Origin of the sequence: Nocardia higoensis (genome assembly GCF_015477835.1) — a bacterium.
GTDB lineage: Bacteria > Actinomycetota > Actinomycetes > Mycobacteriales > Mycobacteriaceae > Nocardia > Nocardia higoensis_A.
The window spans coordinates 1,788,379-1,809,798 of record NZ_JADLQN010000001.1 but is presented as its reverse complement, the minus strand read 5'-3'; the positions used below and the strand labels follow the sequence as shown (position 1 = coordinate 1,809,798).

At 70.9% G+C, this 21,420-nt stretch carries 16 protein-coding genes; 7 read left to right on the top strand and 9 right to left on the bottom strand.

Annotation, left to right across the window (positions count from 1 at the left end; all coding sequences use genetic code 11):
• Positions 1-34: 34 nt before the first annotated feature.
• Positions 35-715: an SIMPL domain-containing protein gene (locus IU449_RS08140; RefSeq protein WP_195001264.1), complete on the bottom strand. Its 681-nt coding sequence runs from the start codon at positions 713-715 to the stop codon at positions 35-37.
• Between the two features lie 218 nt (positions 716-933).
• Here IU449_RS08140 and dxs point away from each other — a divergent pair, with 218 nt between their 5' ends.
• Entirely contained in the window at positions 934-2,829 is a 1,896-nt protein-coding gene (gene dxs, locus IU449_RS08135; protein ID WP_195001263.1) for a 1-deoxy-D-xylulose-5-phosphate synthase, read from the top strand.
• A 10-nt stretch (positions 2,830-2,839) separates the two neighbouring features.
• On the opposite strand, the gene IU449_RS08130 is transcribed toward dxs, so the two are convergent.
• Positions 2,840-4,117: a ribonuclease D gene (locus IU449_RS08130; RefSeq protein ID WP_195001262.1), complete on the bottom strand. Its 1,278-nt coding sequence runs from the start codon at positions 4,115-4,117 to the stop codon at positions 2,840-2,842.
• 22 nt (positions 4,118-4,139) lie between these two features.
• Complete coding sequence (locus tag IU449_RS08125; RefSeq protein ID WP_228804271.1) at positions 4,140-4,691, bottom strand: DUF3000 domain-containing protein; 552 nt, start codon at positions 4,689-4,691, stop codon at positions 4,140-4,142.
• 152 nt (positions 4,692-4,843) lie between these two features.
• Here IU449_RS08125 and hemE point away from each other — a divergent pair, with 152 nt between their 5' ends.
• The 3 genes from hemE (at position 4,844) to hemQ (ending at position 8,203) form a co-directional block, all read left to right on the top strand.
• Positions 4,844-5,899, top strand: coding sequence for a uroporphyrinogen decarboxylase (hemE, locus tag IU449_RS08120; RefSeq protein ID WP_195001260.1), 1,056 nt, complete (start codon positions 4,844-4,846; stop codon positions 5,897-5,899).
• A gap of 74 nt (positions 5,900-5,973) precedes the next feature.
• Positions 5,974-7,335: a protoporphyrinogen oxidase gene (locus tag IU449_RS08115; RefSeq protein ID WP_195001259.1), complete on the top strand. Its 1,362-nt coding sequence runs from the start codon at positions 5,974-5,976 to the stop codon at positions 7,333-7,335.
• 172 nt (positions 7,336-7,507) lie between these two features.
• Positions 7,508-8,203, top strand: a complete 696-nt coding sequence (hemQ, locus tag IU449_RS08110) for a hydrogen peroxide-dependent heme synthase (protein WP_195001258.1) — start codon at positions 7,508-7,510, stop codon at positions 8,201-8,203.
• 125 nt (positions 8,204-8,328) lie between these two features.
• Here hemQ and msrB read toward each other — a convergent pair whose 3' ends face one another.
• The 4 genes from msrB to IU449_RS08090 all read right to left on the bottom strand — a co-directional run bounded on the left by msrB (position 8,329) and on the right by IU449_RS08090 (position 12,680).
• A complete protein-coding gene (gene msrB, locus IU449_RS08105; protein WP_195001257.1) occupies positions 8,329-8,772 on the bottom strand; it encodes a peptide-methionine (R)-S-oxide reductase MsrB in 444 nt (147 codons plus the stop codon).
• A gap of 76 nt (positions 8,773-8,848) precedes the next feature.
• Complete coding sequence (locus IU449_RS08100; protein ID WP_195001256.1) at positions 8,849-10,216, bottom strand: glycosyltransferase family 87 protein; 1,368 nt, start codon at positions 10,214-10,216, stop codon at positions 8,849-8,851.
• Between the two features lie 116 nt (positions 10,217-10,332).
• Complete coding sequence (locus IU449_RS08095; protein ID WP_195001255.1) at positions 10,333-11,886, bottom strand: alpha/beta hydrolase; 1,554 nt, start codon at positions 11,884-11,886, stop codon at positions 10,333-10,335.
• A gap of 32 nt (positions 11,887-11,918) precedes the next feature.
• Complete coding sequence (locus tag IU449_RS08090; RefSeq protein WP_195001254.1) at positions 11,919-12,680, bottom strand: pyrimidine reductase family protein; 762 nt, start codon at positions 12,678-12,680, stop codon at positions 11,919-11,921.
• Positions 12,681-12,715: 35 nt separating this feature from the next.
• Here IU449_RS08090 and zapE point away from each other — a divergent pair, with 35 nt between their 5' ends.
• Positions 12,716-13,744, top strand: a complete 1,029-nt coding sequence (gene zapE, locus IU449_RS08085) for a cell division protein ZapE (RefSeq protein WP_195001253.1) — start codon at positions 12,716-12,718, stop codon at positions 13,742-13,744.
• A gap of 30 nt (positions 13,745-13,774) precedes the next feature.
• Here the strand turns inward: zapE and IU449_RS08080 are convergent, their stop codons facing one another.
• Positions 13,775-14,314: a GNAT family N-acetyltransferase gene (locus IU449_RS08080; RefSeq protein ID WP_195001252.1), complete on the bottom strand. Its 540-nt coding sequence runs from the start codon at positions 14,312-14,314 to the stop codon at positions 13,775-13,777.
• Between the two features lie 104 nt (positions 14,315-14,418).
• Between IU449_RS08080 and IU449_RS08075 the strand changes: the two genes are divergently transcribed.
• Positions 14,419-16,215, top strand: a complete 1,797-nt coding sequence (locus IU449_RS08075; protein ID WP_324188130.1) for a flavin-containing monooxygenase — start codon at positions 14,419-14,421, stop codon at positions 16,213-16,215.
• A 198-nt stretch (positions 16,216-16,413) separates the two neighbouring features.
• Complete coding sequence (locus tag IU449_RS08070) at positions 16,414-17,331, top strand: LysR family transcriptional regulator (RefSeq protein WP_195001251.1); 918 nt, start codon at positions 16,414-16,416, stop codon at positions 17,329-17,331.
• Between the two features lie 220 nt (positions 17,332-17,551).
• On the opposite strand, the gene IU449_RS08065 is transcribed toward IU449_RS08070, so the two are convergent.
• The gene (locus IU449_RS08065; protein ID WP_195001250.1) at positions 17,552-20,986 is read right to left on the bottom strand and encodes a hypothetical protein; all 3,435 of its coding nucleotides are present in this window, start codon (positions 20,984-20,986) and stop codon (positions 17,552-17,554) included.
• Positions 20,987-21,420 lie beyond the last annotated feature (434 nt).

Sequence of the window (21,420 nt, the reverse complement as noted above, 5' to 3'; positions counted from 1 at the left end):
ATCGGCCGGAGCGCGGAGGTCCACCCTGGGGGTGTCACTCGAGGTACCAGCTGACCCGCACGCTCGCCGTGATCTCCGATTCCCCGAGTTCCACCGGCACCGGCGCGCTGCCCGCGGTTTCGGCCATCGCCGCCACCGCGCGGATCTTCGGCGCGAACTGCGGCGCCGCTTCGATGCTCTCGGTGATCTCGGCGACCCGACCCAGCGTGCGGCCCGCGCGCCGCGCGTAGCGCTCGGCCTTGGCCAGTGCGTCGTCCCAGGCCGCGTCGCGCGCGCGAGCCGACAAGCCCTCCTGATCGGCGACGGTGCGGACCAGCCCGCCCAGCCGCACGTCGTCGCCACCGGCGTCGATGGCCGCGGCGATGATCGCGGCCGGGCCGGGCGTGGCGGTCGGGCCGATCCGGCGCAGCGTGACGGTGAGGCCGGTGCCCGCGGTATAGCCCACGATGCGTTCCCTGTTGTCGCCCCACACCGTCTCCGTGCGCACCATCAGCCCGCTGGTGGCGATGTCGACGTCGTCGACCCCGTTGCCGCGCAGCGACGCGGTGACCGCGGCCGCTCGTTCCCCGGCACGGGAGTAGGCGGTGGCGACCCGGTCGGCGCGCGACTCCACCGAGATGGTCAGCCGGAGCAGGTCCGGTGTGGCGTGCACCCGGCCCAGCCCGAACACGGTCACCGTCGCGGCCTCGTGCCGGGCCGAGCCGTCGCTGCTCATGTCCACACTGTAGGTCCAGTCCCTCGCGACGGCGCGAAAGCGCGGCCGACCGGTGGTGCGAGGGCTCACATTCGGCGTCGCGCGCTGTGCGTCGCGCCGCGGTGACGAGGCGTTTTCCCGCGGCGATCGCGCCCCGCGGACCGAGGTCGCCGAAGTTCGCCGCCGACGCTCCGTAGACTGAGCGGATCAGATGCGAAATCCGGAGGGAGCGAGTTCAGGTGGGAGTGCTTTCCGGGGTCGATTCACCCGAAGACGTACGCCGGCTGAACGTGGCCGAACTACCGGAGCTGGCGGAGGAGATCCGCGAGTTCCTGGTGCGCAAGGTCGCGGCCACCGGCGGGCACCTGGGGCCGAACCTCGGGGTTGTCGAACTGACCATCGCCCTGCACCGGGTGTTCGACTCACCGGCCGACCCGTTGATCTTCGACACCGGCCATCAGGCCTACGTGCACAAGATCTTGACCGGTCGCAAGGACCAGTTCGACGATCTGCGCAAGCGCGGGGGGCTGTCCGGCTACCCGAGCCGCGCCGAGAGCGAGCACGACTGGGTCGAGTCCTCGCACGCCTCGGCCGCGCTGTCCTACGCCGACGGCTTGGCCAAGGCCTTCGCGCTGCGCGGGCAGGATCGTCATGTGGTCGCGGTCGTCGGTGACGGGGCGCTCACCGGCGGAATGTGCTGGGAGGCGCTGAACAACATCGCCGCCGGACAGGACCGCTCGGTGGTCGTCGTGGTCAACGACAACGGCCGCTCGTACGCGCCCACCATCGGCGGCCTGGCCGACCGGTTGACCGCGCTGCGCACCCAGCCCGCCTACGAGCACGCGCTCGACGCGGGTAAGCGGCTGCTCAAGAGCATCCCGCGGGTGGGGGAGTCGGCGTACTCGATGGTGCACGCGGTGAAAGCGGGCATCAAGGACGCGGTGAGCCCGCAGGAGCTGTTCAGCGATCTGGGCATCAAGTACGTGGGCCCGGTCGACGGGCACGACGTGGCCGCCGTGGAAGCCGCGCTCCGCCGCGCCAAGGATTTCGGCGGCCCGGTGGTGGTACACGCGGTGACCCAGAAAGGCCGCGGCTACGAGCACGCCGAGAAGAACATCGCCGACCAGATGCACGCCTGCGACCCGATCGACCCGCTGACCGGCCGCCCGCTGGCAGGGAAGAAGGCGCGCGGCTGGACCTCGGTGTTCTCCGAGGAACTGATCGGCCACGCGCGCCTGCGCGAGGACATCGTCGCCATCACCGCCGCCATGCCGGGACCGACCGGCTTGGCCGCGTTCGGTGAAGCCTTCCCCGACCGCATGTTCGACGTCGGCATCGCCGAGCAGCACGCCATGACCTCCGCGGCGGGCCTTGCCCTCGGCGGAATGCACCCGGTGGTCGCGATCTACTCGACCTTCCTCAACCGCGCCTTCGACCAGTTGCTGATGGATGTGGCACTGCTGCGGCAGCCGGTCACCGTCGTGCTCGATCGGGCAGGCATCACCGGTCCGGACGGCGCCAGCCACAACGGCATGTGGGATCTGTCGGTGCTCGGCATCATCCCCGGCATCCGGGTCGCCGCGCCGCGTGATGCCGCCACCCTGCGCGAGGAACTCGCCGAGGCACTGGCCGTCACCGACGGCCCGACCGTGCTGCGGTTCCCGAAAGGCGGTGTCGGCGAGGACATCGTCGCCGTCGAGCGGCTCGAGGACATCGATGTGCTGAGGCCGGCCGACCCGGAATCAGCCGCGCAGACCCAGCACGGTGATGTGCTGCTCGTCGCCGTCGGCCCGTTCGCCGGGACCGCGCTCGAGGCGGCGGACCTGCTGGCCGCCGACGGCATCTCGGTGACGGTCGTCGATCCGCGCTGGGTGCTCCCGGTGTCGGATTCCATCGTCAAGCTCGCCGAGAACTATCGCCTCGTGGTCACCCTGGAGGACAGCGGTCTGCATGGCGGCATCGGCTCCGCCGTCTCGGCGGCCCTGCGCGCGGCGGGCTTGGACGTGCCCACCCGCGATCTCGGTGTGCCGCAGGAATTCCTGGACCATGCCTCCCGCGACGAGGTACTCCAGCAGTTGGGCCTCACATCTCCGGAAGTCGCCCGTCGCGTCGCGGGCTGGCTGGGCGCACACTGACCCGCGCTGTTCAGTCCTCGGGCTGTTCGGGAGTCAGGGCCGCGGTCAGCGGGGCGACGGTGAGTTCGCGCTGCCACGGCCGGGCGCCGCTCGCGGCGAGGAAGCCCTCGATCTCGGCGGCCAACTCCCCGGGGGCGCGGGGCCGGGAGTAATCGCGCAGACCGTCCCAGCACAGCCGCCGCACCGCGTCCGGGGCCAGCAGGTTCTCGATGGGGACGGTGTGCTCGATGGACAGGTCGTTGAGCGCGGCACGGGCGCGGGCCAGGCGGGCGGCGGCGACCGGGTCGCGCCGCTCCCAGCGGTTGACCGGGGGCGGGCCGTCGAACGGCTGGCTGAGTGGGGGCAGCGCGGTCTCGGGAAGGCCGCGGGCGGTCTCCAGGGCGGCCAGCCATTCCCTGGAGTAGCGGCGCTGGCGTGGCCCGCCGAAGACCGGCAGGGCGCGGAGCTGGGCGATGCTGCGGGGGTCGGCGCTCGCCGCGGCGACGATCGCGGAATCGGGCAGGATGCGCGAGGGCGCGATATCGCGGGTGCGGGCCAGGGTGTCGCGTGCGGTCCATAATTCCCGGACGGCGGCGAGCTGCCTGGCCTTGCGTAAGGTGTGGATACCCGATGTGCGGCGCCAGCGCTCGGATTTGGGGGCGGGCGGACCGGCCTGCCGGACGTGTTCGAATTCCTGTTCCGCCCAGCTGAGCTTGCTCTGCGCCCGCAGATCCTCGTCCACGGCGTCGCGCAATTCCAGCAGCAACTCCACGTCGAGTGCGGCGTAGTTGAGCCATTCGGCGGGCAGCGGCCGGGTGGACCAGTCGGCCGCGCCGTGCCCCTTGCGCAGCGAGCGACCGAGCAGCCGTTCCACCATCGCCGCCAGCCCGACGCGCTCGAAGCCGGCCAGCCTACCGCCGAGCTCGGTGTCGTAGAGCCGCGCCGGGTACAGTCCCAGCTCGGCCAGTCCGGGGAGATCCTGGTCGGCGGCGTGCAACACCCATTCCAGGTCGTTGATCACTTCGGCCAGCGGCCCGAGCGCATCGGCGATCGGAATCGGATCGATGAGGAATGTGCCCGCCCCGGCCCGGCGCAGCTGGATGAGATAGGCCCGCGCCGAGTAGCGGAAGCCGGAGGCCCGTTCGGCGTCGACGGCCAGCGGACCGGTGCCGGAAGCGAGGCGTTCGGCCGCTTCGGCGATCTCGCCCGCGGTGCCCAGCACCGGGGGCACTCCGTCTACCGGGGCGAGCAGAGGCTCGGCTGTACTGACTTCCGCGCTGCCCTGCCCGGGCTGTTCTGCTACCGGCATAGCCCTGAACTCTACGTTGCCGTCACTCCGGCTTGCGGGTGGTATAGGGCGGCGGAGGCAGGTGGGTGATGCCGGCGGGCGGCAGACCGGCCGAGTAGGCGAGTACTTCGCAGAAGGACTCGACGTGTGGGCGCATGTCGGTGGTGAGCGCAGTCCACGAGGCGCGCAGCTCCAGTTGGTGGGCGCGCGGCGGTCCCGCGATGTCGCCGTAGCGGACCGAGCTGGTGGAGGTGACCGTGCCGCCGAGCGCCGTGAACGGCTCCGAACGTGTTTCCAGCGCGTCCACCAGCCAGCTCCACGCCACCTCGGGCAGCAGGGGGTCGGTGGCCAGCGCGGCGTCGATGTCGGCCTGGATGTAGGCGACCAGACGGAACGTGCCGTGCCAGGCTTCGTCGCCTTCGGGATCGTGCAGCAGAATCAATCTGCCGAACGCGTCTCCTTCGGAATCGACCGGAACCGCGCCGGTCTCGGGGTGGGTGACCTCGGCGCCGACCGCGTAGGAGTACGGCGCGAGCCGCTGCGGCGGCCGGATCGGCGCCAGCTCGATCCGGGGGTGGCATGTCGCGGTGCCCATCGCATCGACCGCGGCGCGGAACAGGGGAGGCTCGCCCTGGGGTCCTTCGGTCGTTGCGGCGCCGTCGCGGAAGTCGAGCGGTGTCACGGGCCTGACCGTATCCGCTACCGACCCGGCGCAGTCGGAGGCGCGCCGCCGCATACGATGGCCGGGTGAGCACCCACAGCCGCCGTCGGTTGACCGACGCCCCGTTCCTGGCCGCCGCGACGGGCGCCACCCCGAGCCACCGTCCGGTCTGGTTCATGCGTCAGGCGGGGCGCTCGCTGCCCGAGTACCGTGAGCTGCGCGCCGGGATCGGCATGTTGGAGTCCTGCTTCGATCCCGAGCTGGTCTGCGAGATCACCTTGCAGCCGATCCGCAGGCACGGCGTCGACGCCGCGATCCTGTTCTCCGACATCGTGGTTCCGCTCAAGGCGGCGGGTATCGACCTCGACATCGTGGCGGGCGTCGGCCCCGTGGTCGCCTCGCCGGTGCGTTCCGTCGCCGACGTACGGGCGCTGCCGCGACTGCGGCCCGAAGAGGTCGGTGCCATCGTCGAGGGCGTGCGGTTGCTGACCGACGCGCTCGGCGACACCCCGCTGATCGGGTTCGCCGGTGCGCCGTTCACCCTGGCCTCCTACCTGGTCGAAGGTGGCCCCAGCAAGAACCACGAGCGCACCAAGGCGATGATGTACGCCGATCCGAAGACCTGGCACGAACTGCTCGGCGCGCTCACCGACATCACCATCGCGTTCCTGCGCGCTCAGCTGGACGCGGGCGTGGACGCGATACAGCTGTTCGACTCGTGGGCGGGGGCGTTGTCGCTGGCCGACTACCGCGAGTTCGTGCTGCCGCATTCGGAGCGGGTCTTCGCCGAGGTCGCCGACGCGGGCGTGCCGCGCATCCACTTCGGCGTGGGTACCGGCGAGCTGCTCGGTGCGATGGGCGAGGCGGGGGCCGACGTGGTCGGGGTGGACTGGCGGGTGCCGCTGACCGAGGCCGTGCGTCGCATCGGCCCGGGGAAAGCACTGCAGGGCAATCTCGATCCGGCGGTGCTGTTCGCCGGTCCGGAGGCGGTCGAGGCGCATGCGCGCCGGATCGTCGCCGAAGCCGACGAGGCCATGGTGCTCGGCGCGATCGGTCACATCTTCAATCTCGGCCACGGCGTGCTGCCCGACACCGACCCCGGTGTGCTCACCGCGCTGGTGGAACTGGTCCACGAGCTCTGAGGCCGAATGCCCGGCGGTGACATGGACGACAGCCTCTGCCCGGCCGCCCGCCCACCGGACTACCGTCGCTGGGTATGAGGATCGCGATTGTCGGCGGCGGGATCAGTGGTCTCGCCGCGGCCCATCGGCTGCGGACCCTGCTCGGTCCGCAGGCCGATCTGGTTCTGCTCGACCCGTCCGACCGGGTGGGCGGCATCCTGTACACCCCGGATGTCCACGGGGAACCGCTGGACCTGGGCGCGGAGGCCTTCGTCGGCCGCCGCCCCGAGGTCCCCGCTCTGCTGCGCGAGCTCGGCCTCGCGGAGCAACTGGTGTACCCGGCGGGCAGGAGCCCGCTGCTGTGGGCCGGTGGCGCCGCGCATCCTATGCCGACGGGCACCCTGATGGGCATCCCGTCGGCCGCGGAGTCGATGCGGGGCCTGGTCGACGACGAGACTCTGGAGCGGATCGCGGGGGAGTCGACCCGGCCGCTGGCCTGGTACCCGGACAGCGACATCGACGTGCACAGCCTGGTCGCCGACCGGTTCGGCGCGCAGGTCGTCGAACGCAGCGTCGATCCGCTGCTGGGCGGGGTGTACGCGGGAAGTTCGCGCTCCATCGGTGTTCGCGCCGCCTTGCCGACTCTCGCCGCCGCGCTGGACGACGGCGCGCCGAGCCTCACCCACGCGGTCTCCGCCGCGCTGCCGCCACCGTCCACGACGCCGGTGTTCGGCGCTCTGCGTGGCGGCTACCGAGTGCTGATCGAGGCTCTGGTGCGGTCCTCGGCGGTGCGGATCGTCGGGAGCACCGCGGCGACCCGGCTGGCGCGCGCGACCGCCGGCTGGGTGCTCGACCCGATCGGGCTGGTCGACGCGGTCGTGCTGGCCGCGCCCGCCCCGGCCGCGGCGCGGTTGCTGCGTTATGTGGCCCCCGGTGCGGCGGCCGCGGCAGGCGGCATCGAGGTGTCGTCCTCGGCGGTCGTGGCCATGACGCTGCCCGCCGACACCGCGCTGCCGGACAATTCCGGAATTCTCGTCGCGACCGGAGAGGCGCTGCGCGCCAAGGCTTTCACGCTGTCCAGCCGAAAGTGGCCGCATCTGGCGCAACGCCCGGACGCGCTGGTGCGGGCCTCGTTCGGCAAGTTCGGCGACGATTCCACGCTGGCCTGGCCGGACCAGGAACTCGTTGCCGCCGCCGCCGAGGACCTGGCCACCGTCACCGGCGTGCCGATCGCCCCGACCGATGCCGTCGTCCAGCGCTGGCGTGGTGGGCTGGCCCAGTACGCGCCCGGCCATCTCGACCGGATCGCCGAGATCGAGACCGCGGTCGCCGAATTCGACGGCCTCGCGGTCGCGGGGGCCTATCTGCACGGTGTCGGTGTGCCGGCCTGCGTGGCGACCGGGGATGCGGCGGCCCGCCGAATCGTCGAGCGTCTGCCGGTATCGGCGAAGCACTGACGCCCGGCGGTTCGCGCCCGCGTGGCGGAGTGCGGGAGGCGCGACGAGCGGTAGGGCGGTTCTGCTCGATACGGCGGGGGCCTTCGGCCCGGTTCGGGCGGCGAATGGGGGCGAACGCCCGTGACCGTGCCCAGTAGCGGAGAGGGGGTAGCGCAGTGGCACGATGGGTGTCATGGCGCGACTGGATTATCAAGCTCTCAACTCCACCATCCGATACCTGATGTTCTCGGTGTTCCAGGTGCAGCCGGGTGTGTTGGGCGACGACCGGGCGGCCGCGATCAAGGAGGCCCAGGCCTTCTTCGACGGGCTGGCCGACAAGGACGTGGTGGTGCGCGGCGTCTACGACGTGGCGGGTCTGCGCGCCGACGCCGACTTCATGATCTGGACACATTCCGAGCGGATCGAGGATCTGCAGGCCGCCTACGCCGACTTCCGCCGCACCACCGCCCTGGGCCGCGCGAGCGACCCGGTGTGGAGCAATGTGGCGGTGCACCGCCCGGCCGAGTTCAACAAGAGTCACATCCCGGCGTTCCTGGCCGGGGAGGATCCGGGCGCCTACATCTGCGTGTACCCGTTCGTGCGGTCCTACGAGTGGTACCTGCTGCCCGACGACGAGCGCCGCAAGATGCTCGCCGACCACGGCAAGGCCGCCCGTGGATACCCGGACGTGCGGGCCAACACGGTCAGCTCCTTCGCCCTCGGCGACTACGAGTGGATCCTCGCCTTCGAGGCCCCCGAATTGCATCGCATCGTCGATCTGATGCGTGACCTGCGCGCCACCGAGGCCCGCTTGCACGTGCGCGAGGAGACGCCGTTCTTCACCGGCCCGCGAGTGGACCTCGAGCAGTTGGTCACCGCCCTGCCCTGAGACCGGCCGCTCGTACAAGCCGACAGCGCCGCCCGGCACCTGCCCACATCATTCGGGGCAGGTGCCGGGCGGCGCTGTCGTCTAGTATTCGCTGCGCGTTCGCTGTGTCGCGACCGACGTCATCGTCATCGCGCTGCGCTGTCCGAGGGGTGCAGTCGCAGCGCGATGGAGTTGATGCAGTAACGCTTGTCGGTCGGGGTGGCGTACCCCTCGCCTTCGAAGACGTGGCCGAGATGACTGTGGCAGTTCGCACACAGCACCTCCACCCGGCGCATGCCCATCGAGTCGTCGGCCCGCAGCAACACCGCCTCGGAATCGGCCGGATCGAAGAACGACGGCCACCCGCAGTGCGAGGAGAATTTCTCGGTGCTGCGGAACAACTCGGCGCCACAGGCACGACAGCTGTAGACGCCCTCGGTCTCGGTGTCGGTGTACTCCCCGGTGAAGGGGCGTTCGGTCGCGGCCTCACGCAAGACCGCGTATTCCTGGGGATCCAGCTTGGCCCGCCACTCTTGCGGGCTCAGCTGGATCCTGGGCGCGGGGAGGGCGGCGTCGGCGTCGGAACTCATGGCTCCACGCTAATACGTTCACCGCACAGGCGCCGCTGCCCGATGGCTCGGAGCGTATCGGGCCCGCGCGTTCGCGTCAGTTGCCGTTGTGTGGGGTGGCCCTCGCCAGTTCCGGTTCGGGCTCCTCGGGGCGCTCGGCAGGCGAGGGCGCTCCGGTGGCGCGGGCGGGGGCGGCGCCGGATTCGAGAGCGGGCGCGGCGTTGCGCGGATCCGGCGCGTCGCGCATCCAGTCCTGGTCGAGGCCGGAGTCGAGCCTACCCTCGCGCCGGGCGGCCAGGTACCGGTCGCCAAGCACGCAGAACACCACGATCAGCAGCAGCGACCAACCGAAGGTGATACGTAGGTACTCGAGATTGCGTCCGAGGTCCTGCCAGCGGTCCGACAGCCACTTGTCGTAGGACATGAACCCGAACACCGCCAGCCAGGCCGGCCAGTTGCGCAGCACCGAATTGCGCAGCACCACGCTCATCAGGAACGGGAACAGCATCATCGAGTAGTACATCTGGCCGAGGCTGAGCCCCACGAACGACGCGGTGAGCAGCACACCCGACGATGTGGTGACGAAGAACAGTTCGTCCTGCCGGTAGTACCGGTAGAGCAGCCACAGCGAGATGGCCACCAGCACGCCGAAACCGATCCGTATACCCCAGGTGAGCCAATCGGGCAGGCCGTAGTACGCGGCGTTGCCGACGATGGAGCTGTTGAAGTAATCCCTGGTCTCGAACAGGTACGGCAGGGTACGGCTGACGAACTGACCGGAGTCCTCGATGAGCGGCCAGGCGATCGCGTTCAGCGCGACAGGCACGCCCACAGCGGTGAACAGTACTTTCCACTGCCCGCGCGCGATGGGTATGAGGATCAGCGGTGCGAGCGTCGGCTTCACCGTGATACTGAGTCCCAGCACAGCGCCCGCCCACAGATCGCGGCGGCGCAGTATCAGATGCAGGAAGGCCAGCTCGGCGAGCAGGATGCAGCCGTTGACATTGGTGAACACCAGCGTGTTGATCACCGTCTCGGACATGAACATCGCCAGGAGCAGGACGGGCGCGGCCACCGAGTTCACCGTGTACTTGAACAGCCGCAGCAGTAGATACCAGGCCAGCAGAATGGCCGCGGCATTGAGCAGGATGAAGCACCAGCGCGACTTCTCCGGATCGATCAGTGCGATCGGCGCGATGAGCAGCGTGCCACCCGGCGGATACAGATAGTGCGGGTCGACGGAGTTGAAGTCCGCGTTGTAGACCGGCTGCCCGTTGAGGAACGCCAGCGAGGCGTTGTAGACCGGCCGGTAGTCATCGGTGATGAAGCCGTTGACAGCCTTGATGAACACCCTGTTCAGCACCGTCATGACCGCGATGGGCCACAGTGCGAACCTGATCACCTCGGCGGTGGTGCGAGCTGTGCGGGGCTCTAGCTGTCGAAGGAACACTGGGGCACGGTACACCGGCCGGGTGCGCGGCGGGTTGCCGGGATATGTCCCGGCGCGCCGTCACAGGCCGATTCCGGATCGAGTCCCGGGCCGGATCTCCTGGCTGATCTTCCGGCCGATGCGGAGCGACGTCAGGCGGGGCAGGCACTTCCGTCGCGCGGGAGCCTCGCCTCGTTCAGATAGTCGGAGACGATCCGCTGCGCGCAACTGGAATGGGTGAACACCGGATGCCCCCAGCCCTGCCAGCCGACCGTGGCGTGCCGCGCACCGGCCGCGCCGAGCGCACCGGTGACCGAGGACCCTCCGCCGTCGCCCACCACCGGGTCGGCGACACCGGTCAGCACCAGTACCGGCAGCCCGAGTTCACCGAGCGTCGCGGGCGGCTCGGACACCGGCCAGGCGGAGCAGATCATCAGCCCGATGGCCGCCTGCCTGCCGAACACCGGATAGGTCCCGCCCCAGGTCTGGGCCAGCTCGGCGGCCTCGGTCGCCGTCGGCGGCTGCTGGGTGTCGGTACAGCGATTGACGAACTGCCCGTCGCCCGCGGTCGCCGCGGTCTCGCGCAGCACCAGGTTGTCCAGCGCGGCACGGTCGCCGGTACTCGCCGCGGCCAGCGCGTCGGCGAGTTCGGCGACCCGGGCGGACTGGTCGGCGCGCGGTGCGCCGAGGAATCCGGAGATCGTGGTGAGCAGCGCCGCCTCGGACAGGTCGCCCAATTCGCCCGCACCGGCTCGCCGCGCCAGATCGGCCACGGCCGCGCGCGGGTCCGCGCCGAGCGCGCAGCCCTGGGCCGCGCAGCGTTGCGCGAAGGCGGTCAGCGCCGCCTCGGCGCCGCGCAGGCGCTGTTCCTGCCGGGTGACCGCGCCGGTGGCGACCGCCTCGGGTGCGTCGAGGATCAGCCGGGCCAGGTGATCGCCGTACTTGCGGGCGTAGGACAAAGCGACCACGGCGCCGTTGCCGGTGCCGATCATGTCGATGTGCTCGACCTGCCACTGCCTGCGCAGCTGCTCGATGTCGTCGGCGGCGTGCGAGGCGTCGAATGTGCTCTCGTAGGGCTGCAGGAAATCGCGGCAGGAGATCGTCGCCTCCTGGCTCAGTTCCCCCATCGCCGTCACCGGGTCGGTGCCCGGGCCGAATTGAGCGTGATCGATCAGGTTCTGCCTGACGTCGAGCGGCAGGCAGTCGATGGGCTGCGAGGTGCCGATACCGCGGCGGTCCACCGCGACGATCGGGCGCTCGGCCAGCAGACCGCCGTTCGGGCCGACGGCCAGACCGGCCAGGGTGGCGGTGGAAGACCGGTCCGCGCCCGAGGTCAGTACCAGCGGCGCGACATCGGACGGGGTCTGGGCCAGTCGCGCGCGCATCGCCCCGTTACGGAAGTCGCCGATCACCGTGCCCGCCGCGTCGATCGGGGTGGAGTACTCGGCGCATTCGAGCACCAGACCCGCGGGCGCGGGCCCCAGACCGAGCAGCCGCAGCGTCGGTTCGGTGCATTCGGTCCAGCTCAGATCGCTCTGCGGCAGCTCGGCGCGCGGCGGCTCGGCCGGCGTCGACTCCTCGGTCGCGGGCCCGCCGACCGCGGGTCGCTCCACCGCGACACCGGGACGATCGGAGGGGCCCACACCGCATCCGGCGATCACGATCGACAGTGTCGAGGCCAGCACAGCGGCTCGGGTCCAGCGCATGCGTTACAGCCTGCCAGGTGCGGGCCGTTGTTTCACCGACGACCCCAGCGAGTCAGGATGGTTCCGTCGGCGTCGAGCAGGACGTGACGCAGATGCATCCGATGCCGGAACTCATGCGCGGACAGCGAGATTCGTCGCGCGGTGCCGCCGACCAGGAATGGGGCGGTGGTCAGGCACAGCTCGTCGATCAGATCGGCCTCGAGCAGTTCGCCGAACAGATGTGGTCCCCCTTCGCACAGCACTCGGTGCAGCCCCCGCTCGGCGAGTGTGGCGAGCAGCCCGGCCGGCGTGATCGCCACGCCGCCCGCCTCGATCACCTCCGCTCCCGCCTCGACCAGCGCCTTCTTACGGTCCGCCAGGGCCGTGGAGGTCGTGAGGATCAGCGGCGCGACCTCGGTGTCGGTGAACAGCCTGCTGTCCGGATCGAGCGCGGCGCTCGCGGTGACCACCGCGATCGGCGGCGGCGCGCCCTCGGCGTCCCCGCCGCGCGCGCGGTCGTGGAGCGACCGGCGGCGCTGCCGATTCGTGCGGGCGCCGCCGTAGTTCTCCGCGCGCACCGTGCCCGCGCCGACCAGGATCACATCGGCTAGATCGCGCAGCAGGCCGAACACGGTCTTGTCGGCCGGGGTGCCCAGCGCGGCGGTCTGGTCGCCGCTGGTCGCGGCGCCGTCGACGCTGGCGACGAAGTTGGCCCGCACCCAGGGGGCATCGAGTCCCATCGGGTAGGCGTAGTGGTCGGCGAGCCCGTCGGCATCGAGTTCTGTGAGCTGGATCGCATTGGGGATACGCTGCATGAGAACAGATCACACCACGTCATTAGGCTTCGTTCATGCAAGAACGCCTTGTCGATCGCCATCCGGAGGTTCCGGCCGACCAGCTCGTCGCCCAGATGGTGCCGCCGCCCATGTTCGACGAGGTCAGCTTCTCCTCCTACATTCCGGATCCGAAGGAGCCCAGCCAGGCCGCCGCTGTGCGCAAGGCCGAGTCCTTCGCCGGTGAGGTCGCCAAGATCCACAAGTCGTCCTCCAAGAAGAGCCTGTTCGGCAAGAAGAAGCAGGTCTCCGGCGCGGGCCTGTACCTCGACGGCGGCTTCGGCGTCGGCAAGACCCATCTGCTCGCCTCGATCTTCCACAGTTCGCCCGCGCCGAAATCCTTCGGCACCTTCGGCGAGCTGACCAACCTGGTCGGCGCGCTCGGTTTCAACAACGCGCTCGAGCGGCTGGCGGACAACAGTGTGCTGTGCATCGACGAGTTCGAACTCGACGATCCGGGCGACACCATGCTGGTCTCGCGGCTGCTCACCGAACTGTCCGGGCGCGGTGTCTCCATCGCCGCGACGTCCAACACCCTGCCCGGCCAGCTCGGGGAGGGCCGGTTCGCCGCGCAGGACTTCATGCGCGAGATCAAGAAGCTGGGCGCGATCTTCGAGGCCGTGCGCGTCGACGGCCCCGACTACCGCCATCGCGACCTGCCGCCCGCCCCCGACCCCACCTCGTCGGTGGAACTGGTCGAAAGGGCCTCGGCCACACCGGGTTCCACGCTCGACGAGTTCGACGCGCTGCTGGCACACCTGAGCAAGCTGCACCCGTCGAAGTACGGCGAGCTGATCTCCGGTGTCAGCGCGGTATTCGTCTCCGGCGTGCATCCGGTCACCGATCAGGCCGTCGCGCTGCGCATCGTGGTGCTCGCCGACCGTCTGTACGACGCGAGTGTGCCGGTCACCGTGTCCGGGGCCAAGCTGGACGAGATCTTCTCCCAGGAGATGCTCGACGGCGGCTACCGCAAGAAGTACCTGCGGGCCATCTCCCGGCTGCTCGCACTGTCCAGGTTCGAGGCCGCCGCCGCGTCCTCGTCCTAGTGGTTCGCTCGCCCGCGCGCGCCTGCCGGTTCAGAACAGCAGGCGCATCACGTAGTCGTTGTGCACCTCGCGGCCGACGGTGAAGGTTCTCGTCCCGACGATCTCGAAACCGTGCTTGGCGTAGAACCGCTGGGCGCGCGCGTTCAACTGGTTGACCCCCAGCCACACTCCCGGATACCCGCCCTCACGGGCGATCTGCAGCGCCGTCTCCATCAGCGCGCTCGACACCCCGGTCCCGTGATGTCCCGGCAGCACGTACATCTTGCTGATCTCCAATGCGGGGTGCAGATCCACCGCCGCCGCGACCTCTGGGTCCGCCGGGGCGCCCGCGTGCAGCATCGCGTAGCCGACGATCTCGTCCGCGGCCACCGCCTTGAGCACGGTGCGGTCCGGGTCGTTGAGATATTCGCCGAAGCGTTCACCGGAAAGTGCCTGCTCGACGAAGATCGCGATGTCCTCGGCGCTCGATCCGGGCGGGCAGGCCAGCGGGAAGGTGGCCGCCGCGACGTCGCTGAGGGCTTCGGCGTCCCACAGTCCGGCTCGATCCACGATCACCGACGCATTGCTCATCGGTCCAGTACAGCACGTCCGCGGACCACGACCGGCGACTGCCCGGCCCTCGATCTCGACGGCGGGGACAGCCGACGGGCTCCGGGCGGGTAGGCTCGGAGCCCATGACGAGCGGTAACCGCGTCGCGATCGTAGGTGCGGGCATTGCAGGCCTCGCCTGCGCGAAGGTGTTGAGCCGGCAGGGTTTCGCCGTCGAGGTGTTCGATCGCGCACCCGACGTGGGCGGGGTCTGGAGCGCCACCAGGCGTTATCCCGGTCTGCGGCTGCAGAACAGCAAGCTGACCTACCATTTCTCGGACTTCCCCATGCCCGAGGAGTACCCGGAGGTGCCCGACGGCGCCCAGGTGCAGGCCTACCTGGAACGCTACGCCCACAACTTCGGCCTCGACGAGGTCATGCGCCTGGGCACCGAGGTGGTCGCCGCCGACCCGGTCGACAGCGGTTGGCTGCTCGAGATCCGCGACGAGGCAGGCGTGCACCGCACCTCCTGCGATCACCTGGTCGTGGCCAACGGCGTGTTCAGCGAGCCCGCCGTGCCCGACTACCGCGGCGCCGCCGCCTTCTCCGCGGCCGGAGGCACCCTGGTGCATTCCTCGCGGTTCCTCGACCTGGAGTCCGCGCGCGGCAAGAACGTCGTGATCGTCGGTTACGGCCAATCCGCCTGCGACATCGCCGAAGCCGTCAGCCACGTCGCCACGAGCACAACGGTGGTGGCGCGCAGGTTGTTGTGGAAGATGCCGCGCAGCCTGGGCCACGGTCTGGACTTCGAACGACTGTTCCTGAGCCGCCTCGGCGAAGCGCACTTCCGGTACCACGCTCCGCGCGGCGCCGAACGCTTCCTGCACGGCGCGGGACGATCGTTCCGCGACAGCGATTTCGACGTGGTCCAGGAAATGACCATCAAGAGACTGGGCCTGCGCGAGCTGGATCTGGTGCCCGACGGCCGGTTCGAGGAGATCGCGCAGAGCACCACCAGCGTGGTGACCGAGGGCTTCTTCGAACAGGTCCGCGCCGGCGCGATCCGCGTGATCCGCGACACTGAGGTGTCCGAACTGTCCGGCAGGCCCGGCCCGCCCGCCGCCCACCTCACCGACGGCTCCGCGCTGCACGCGGATCTGGTCGTCGCCGCCACCGGCTTCCACCAGCGCGTCGGCTTCCTCACGCCCTACATCCAGCGCAGGCTCACCGATGAGGACGGCAACTTCCGCCTGCATCGCAACATCCTGCCGACCGAGGTCGAGAACATCACCTTCGCCGGCTACAACTCCGGCCTGCTCGCTCCGCTGACCGCCGAGGTCACCGCGCACTGGATCGCCGCGCTGCTCGCGGGCCGACTGACCCTGCCCGACGCCGAGAAGCGGGAAGCGCGCATCGACGAGCGTCTGCGCTGGATGACCGCGGGCACCGGCGGACACCACGCGCACGGCACCACCGTCACCCCGTTCACCCTGCACACCATCGACGAACTGTCGGCCGATCTGAGGTTCAAACTGCCGCTGCGCAGCAGGAGCGCGCAATGGGCGCGACGGGTGCGGCCGGGCGCGTATCGGGGCCTGGGCGAGCGGTACGGCAAGGGCAAGGAATCCACGAAGATCCCGCCGTCGGAGCCCGAGGCGCCCGAGTCACCCGTCGCCGGCTCGCCCGTGCCGGAACTCCCCGCCCCGGCGCACGACCCGGCGGTCTCGGCGCAGCCCGCACCGCGGACCTATCCCGACCGGTCCTATCCCGCACAGCAGCCGAACTCCCCGGTGCAGCAGCAGAGCTACCCCGCGCACCAGCCGAGTTTCCCTCAGCGCCATCCGCTGTCGGGGACCGGGCAGCCGCCTGCCGGTGCGCCGCGCCAGCAGTACCCGCCGCAGCACTACCCGTCGCAACCGCAGTACCCCGCGCAGCATCGGTAGCGGGGCCGCGCGGCGCCACCTCGTGTAGCACCGGGACGGGAGTCCGCTCGAGATCATGTGGGCCGCAGCGGGATACCGTCCGTCGCCGGACGCTGCTCATCTCGCCGCGGACGAAGCCGGAGACGAACGGATCAGGTCGGAGCGAATTACCTGTGGCACAATCGGGCACCTGCCGATTGCGTCTGTGATAATCCGGGAGTGGAGCCGCTCGATCTCAACCTGCTGGTTGCTCTGGATTCGCTGCTCGACTCCCGCAGCGTCACCGAGGCCGCCCGCCGCCTACACACGTCACCGTCGGCGATGAGTCGCACCCTCGCCCGGTTGCGGCGGGTGCTCGGCGATCCGTTGCTCGTCCGTTCCGGCAGGCAACTGGTGCCCACCCCGCGCGCCCTGGAACTGCGCGCCGAAGTCGCGGCGCTGGTGGAGCGCAGCCGCGCCCTCCTGACCCCCCGCGCTCCCGTCGATCCGGGCCGCCTCGAACGCGGGTTCACCCTCCGGACCGACGATCTCGTACTCGCGGAACTCGCCGGCCCGCTGTCGGTCGCCGTCCGGGCCCGCGCGCCGGGTGTGACTCTGCGCTTCCTGTCCGACACCGGGGAGGGCACCGCCGACCTGCGCGACGGCCGCGTCGACTTCGCCGTCGGCGTTCTCGGCCACACCGAACCGGAAATCGTCGTCCACCGTCTCTTCGGCGACCGGCTGGTCGGCGTCGCCGTCCCCGGCCACCCACTCGTCACCGGTCGCGCCACGGTAGCCGCCTACGCGGGCGCCGCGCACCTGGCGATCTCGCGCCACGGTCGCCCACGCGGACCGATCGACGACCGACTGATGCTGCACGGCCGCACTCGCCGGGTCTTCGCGACCGTCCCCGACCTGCCTTCGGCGCTGCTGGCCGTCCGCTCCGGCGAATTCGTCTGTCCCGCACCGGCCCATCTGGCCGCTCGCGCCATCACAGCTCTCGGCCTGACGACATTCGAGATCCCGCTTCCACTCCCGGAGATCACCATCGGCATGTCCTGGCATTCCCGCAATACCGCCGACGGCTCCCACCGCTGGCTGCGCGACCTCGTCGAATCCGTGCTGGCTCCGCCACACGACGCCTCCCGCCGCCGCTGAGCCGCCTCGCCGTCGGCGGGGCGCTGTCAGCGCCACCTGCGGTGCGCGTCGCCGTGACCATGCCCATGGACATGCGGCGGCGGCGCGACATCCCTGCCCCGCCGCCTCGCCGATGTCGGTGCCGTCGTCGGTCGCCACGGTTGCGGGCCCCAGTCGGGCAGGCACTCGATCTCCCAGGACGGTCAGCGACCGGACCGGGAAGCGCTACGGCTGCGGATGCTCAGTGTCCCGAGCTCTCCGACGGAGTGTTCGTCGCGCGGCCGAACGGACCAGCCGGGTTGCGCTTGAGTTCGTCCAGCATGGCCTGCAACTTGTCGACGTGAGCGTTGTCCTCGATGGTCGGCCGCTGCTTACCGCTTTGCGCCTGCTCGGCGACCTCGGATGTGCTCACCTGTGGCCGGGACGCGGGGAGATCGAGATCGAAGGGCATGTCGCTGCTCACGGGGGCGTCGCCGCCCGCGGTCAGCGAACTGGTCGGTGGCCCGAAGGGGTTCGGCTGCGCCGGCGCCGGACGCGGTGTGATACCCGCGGGTTCCATCCCCCTGGTCACACCCGATGGGATTTCCCCGCGCCGGGGCGGCGAGGCAAGCCCGACAGACGCGGCTCGGTGGTCGTCGCCACCGGGATCGCCGTCGACGTAGGCGGTCTCGGCGGCCAGCCGGTCCAACTCGCCCTGCCAGGAGTCGCGGCCCGATGACCCGGCAGGCCGGGCGCCCCCGAATCGGGCGTCACGTTGGTCCGACTGCGGGGCACCGATGCCATCCCGGGCCGGCGAATCGGCGTGAGCGGACGGCCTCAGCCGTGGGCCGGACCCGGCGAGCAGATCCTCGGTCTCACGGTCCTCACCGCTGTTGTGCCGCCCGGCGGACCGGGAACCCGTGATGTCGGAGGCGGTCTCGGTGACCGCGTCACGCGGTGGAGCGGCGTGCCCGGGGTCGCGGCGGGGGAGCGCAGTACTGCCTGCCCCGGCGTCACGTGTCGGCAGCGAGCCGCTCACCTCGTGCGCTGCGGACACGTCGTCGGCACCGAGTTGCATGCCGCGAGGTCCGCGTGTCTCGGCTGTCTCGTCCTGCGTGTAAGCCTGGCCGGCTTCGCGTCCGGGAAGTGCGCGGCTCGTACCACGCTGCGGCAGCGAGTTCCCGGCATCGCGCTGCGGCAGAGGACCGGAGGCGTCACGCTGCGGCAGCGCGTTGCCCGCCTCCCGGGTCGGGAGCGTGCCGCCGGAGTCGCGCTGGGACGGCGCGGCGGCGTCGGGATGCGCCAGGCCCTGCGCGGACTGGCCCCGTGGCAGCCCGTTACCGGGCGAACTCTGCGGAAGGTCGCTGTCGTGTTCGCGCCGCGAGATCCTCGCGCCGGAGTCGCGCTGCGGCAGACCGGAATCGCGTCGGAGGAGCCCGGCCTCGGACTCGCGTTGCGGAAGTTCGGTGCCGGAGTCGCGCTGCGGCCCGACGGCGTCCGATGCGCGCTGTGGCAGGCCGACATCGGATTCGTGGGGGAAATCCGCTCCGAGATCCTGTGGTGGGAGCCCGGTGCCCGAATCACGCCGTGGTACGTCCGCGCCGGAGTCCCGCCGTGGGAAACCATCGGCCGGCTCACTCTGCGCGTGGCTGCCGGAAGAATGCCGTGTCGGCAGCGAGTCCCCGGCCGCCCGCTCGGGAAGCGAGCCGGTACCCCGATGGCCGTGTGCGGTACCGGAGCCGCGCTGTGGCAGGAGATTCTCCTCGTCGGCCACGGCACCATGCGAATGTGGCCGAGCACCGACATCCGCCGTGCCCTCGGCGCGCTCCATCGCGACGGCCTCGCGGCGATCGGCCCGTCGTGGACCACGTTGCGGCAGGGCGATGGACGGGCCTTCGTCAGCGTCGTCGTTGTCGGAGCCGAGATGGCGGAGAGCGGACAGGCCTGGAATCACTTCGGTCACAGGCGCGTCTCCGTCGGCGAGCTGCTTCGCCGCCGCTTCGCTCATGGCCGCGCCATGCCGGGACTGTTCGGCGGTGTCGGGAACTGCCGCGGCCGTCATCCCCAGAGCGCGGGCCGCCGGGCCCGGTGTCTCCGCGGTGGGAGCCATCTCGACCCGCGCGGAGTCCAGCCGATCTGCCGTCGCGCCGGCGTGCCGGGAGCCCGTGCGCTCGCCGTCCGGCGTGGAGTGCGCCGACATCACACCGCCGTCGGAGTCGGCGTCGGAGGACAGCGAGCGGGCGGGCCAGTTCGCCTCGACCGAGGGCACAGGGACAGGATCCGGGGCGGCGTGTGCCGACTCGGATGCCGAATCCGCGTACGCCGGATCCGGAGTCGCCGCGTCGGACTCGGCCAGCCGCCTGCGTTCGGCGCGGCTGGAAGTATGCGGTGCGGACGGTTCCCCGGCATCAGCGCCGTTCGCTGCGGACGGGCTGAAAGCGGCGGCGCGGCGGGGAAGCCTGCTGCCGGCGGAGGGAATCCGTTCGGGCAGTCCGGTCGGCAGGGAAGGCTGCGGCGCGGTCTCGGCAGGGGAATCGGCCGGTCCGCTGTCGCCGCCGACGGTCGGGGTGTCGGTCACGCTGTGCACATGTGCGCTCCGGCGACCAGCCCGGGTGCCCGGCTCTTCGACACCGTCGACCTCGTCGCTGTCGAGGTCGGTTCCCTCGACTGTGGCGTCGCCGCCGGTCGGCACGAGTACGCCGGGAGCTCCCGCCTGCCCGGCACCTCCGCGCGCACCGATGCTCTCCTCGACCTGCGGGTCGCTGTCGTCGAAACCCTTGTCGCGCTCGCGGTCGACGGGTTCGGCGCTCCGGGACGCCTCGCTGTGGGCCGCGTTGCCACCCGATGCGTTGTCCACGAGCGCGGTCTCGGCGGCGGTGCCGTCGTCGAGTGAACTGTCGTTGCCGGCAAGGCTGCCGGAGTCCGGTCCGGTCCTGCCGAGCCGGCCGCCACCGCCGAGCAGGCTGCTGCCGATGCTCTCGGACTCGGCGCGCGCGGGCTGCCTGCGGGGGAAGTTGGCCCGGGGGAGTCGACGACTGGGTACGGCTTCGGCGGCACTGCCGGCGAGCGACGCCGAGTGGTCACTGCCCGTGGCGGCCCGCTGCTCGGACTTCTCCGGCGGCGCAGCCGTTTCCGTCGGTGCGACGACGGCGACCTCAGGTGCGGGCAGCCGGGGGATGGGAGCGAGGCGCGCCGGAGCCGCGGGCGCTTCGAGGGCGGGCTTCTTCCGGTCCGGCTCGACAGGCGCGCTGGCGGCACCCGCGGACTCCTCGTCCTTCGCGCGGATGAGCGCGACCAGGTCACTCGACGGGTGCGACTCGGTGGAATCCGGTGTGCCGGAACCGGGAGTGCCCGAGATCCGGCCCGCCGAGGTGGCACTGTCGCCGCCGCGACCCGCTGCGGCCTCGAGTTCCGCGCGCTCGGCGGCCTCTCGGCGCTCGGCGCGGGTCGGTCGCGCGGCGAGAGCCGTCCGTGCCTCCGAGGATTCGACCTTGTCCATCCTGGCCCGCAGGGACGTGATGTCCTGTCCGGCGGTGGCTGCCCAGGATTCGAGCTTCTTCAGCCGGGCGTCGAGTCCGGTCGACTCGTCGACGCGGGCCGCGGCGACATCGAGCTGGTCGCTGAGCTCGCGAAGGAGCGTCGCGATGCCCGACAAGATCGTCCCGATCGGCTCGGCGTCCTGTTGGCCGTGCTCCATGCCTCGCATACCTCTTCCCGCTCGTTGCCCGGACTGGGCGACCGGCCCGGCGATTCTATCCACCGATCACCGGCCGTGCCCGGCCGCCGAGGTCGCGGGTGTGCCCGCGACGCACGGCGTAGCTGTCTGCTCACGCGAGTCGAACGCACCGGGGTCGGTGACGGCGACTCGCGGACGGCTCGAGGCTACTCGTCATCGGATGCCCGGACTGCACGGGTCAGGTCGACCGGTTACTCTGTGGCCGATCTCTCGTGTTTCGCTTCGGAAAACCTTGCTGGACAGTAACCATCGTCCTTGTCGCCCGGGTGTCGTAGCGCGGCGCACCCGAGCACGGGTAAAGGGGGCTGGCGGGCGCCGGGAAGTAGGCGCACTCTGGATCCATGGAGTAGGTCGCGAGACCAGCGGGTCGGGCAGGGAGTGATCGCGTGCGAACC

Bases quoted from the DNA above. Each gene is read 5' to 3' on its own strand.
- IU449_RS08140 (WP_195001264.1), bottom strand. From the start codon at position 715: ATGAGCAGCGACGGCTCGGCCCGGCACGAGGCCGCGACGGTGACCGTG.
- IU449_RS08130 (WP_195001262.1), bottom strand. From the start codon at position 4,117: ATGCCGGTAGCAGAACAGCCCGGGCAGGGCAGCGCGGAAGTCAGTACA.
- IU449_RS08125 (WP_228804271.1), bottom strand. From the start codon at position 4,691: ATGGGCACCGCGACATGCCACCCCCGGATCGAGCTGGCGCCGATCCGG.
- IU449_RS08115 (WP_195001259.1), top strand. From the start codon at position 5,974: ATGAGGATCGCGATTGTCGGCGGCGGGATCAGTGGTCTCGCCGCGGCC.
- hemQ (WP_195001258.1), top strand. From the start codon at position 7,508: ATGGCGCGACTGGATTATCAAGCTCTCAACTCCACCATCCGATACCTG.
- msrB (WP_195001257.1), bottom strand. From the start codon at position 8,772: ATGAGTTCCGACGCCGACGCCGCCCTCCCCGCGCCCAGGATCCAGCTG.
- IU449_RS08095 (WP_195001255.1), bottom strand. From the start codon at position 11,886: ATGCGCTGGACCCGAGCCGCTGTGCTGGCCTCGACACTGTCGATCGTG.
- IU449_RS08090 (WP_195001254.1), bottom strand. From the start codon at position 12,680: ATGCAGCGTATCCCCAATGCGATCCAGCTCACAGAACTCGATGCCGAC.
- zapE (WP_195001253.1), top strand. From the start codon at position 12,716: ATGCAAGAACGCCTTGTCGATCGCCATCCGGAGGTTCCGGCCGACCAG.
- IU449_RS08080 (WP_195001252.1), bottom strand. From the start codon at position 14,314: ATGAGCAATGCGTCGGTGATCGTGGATCGAGCCGGACTGTGGGACGCC.
- IU449_RS08075 (WP_324188130.1), top strand. From the start codon at position 14,419: ATGACGAGCGGTAACCGCGTCGCGATCGTAGGTGCGGGCATTGCAGGC.
- IU449_RS08065 (WP_195001250.1), bottom strand. From the start codon at position 20,986: ATGGAGCACGGCCAACAGGACGCCGAGCCGATCGGGACGATCTTGTCG.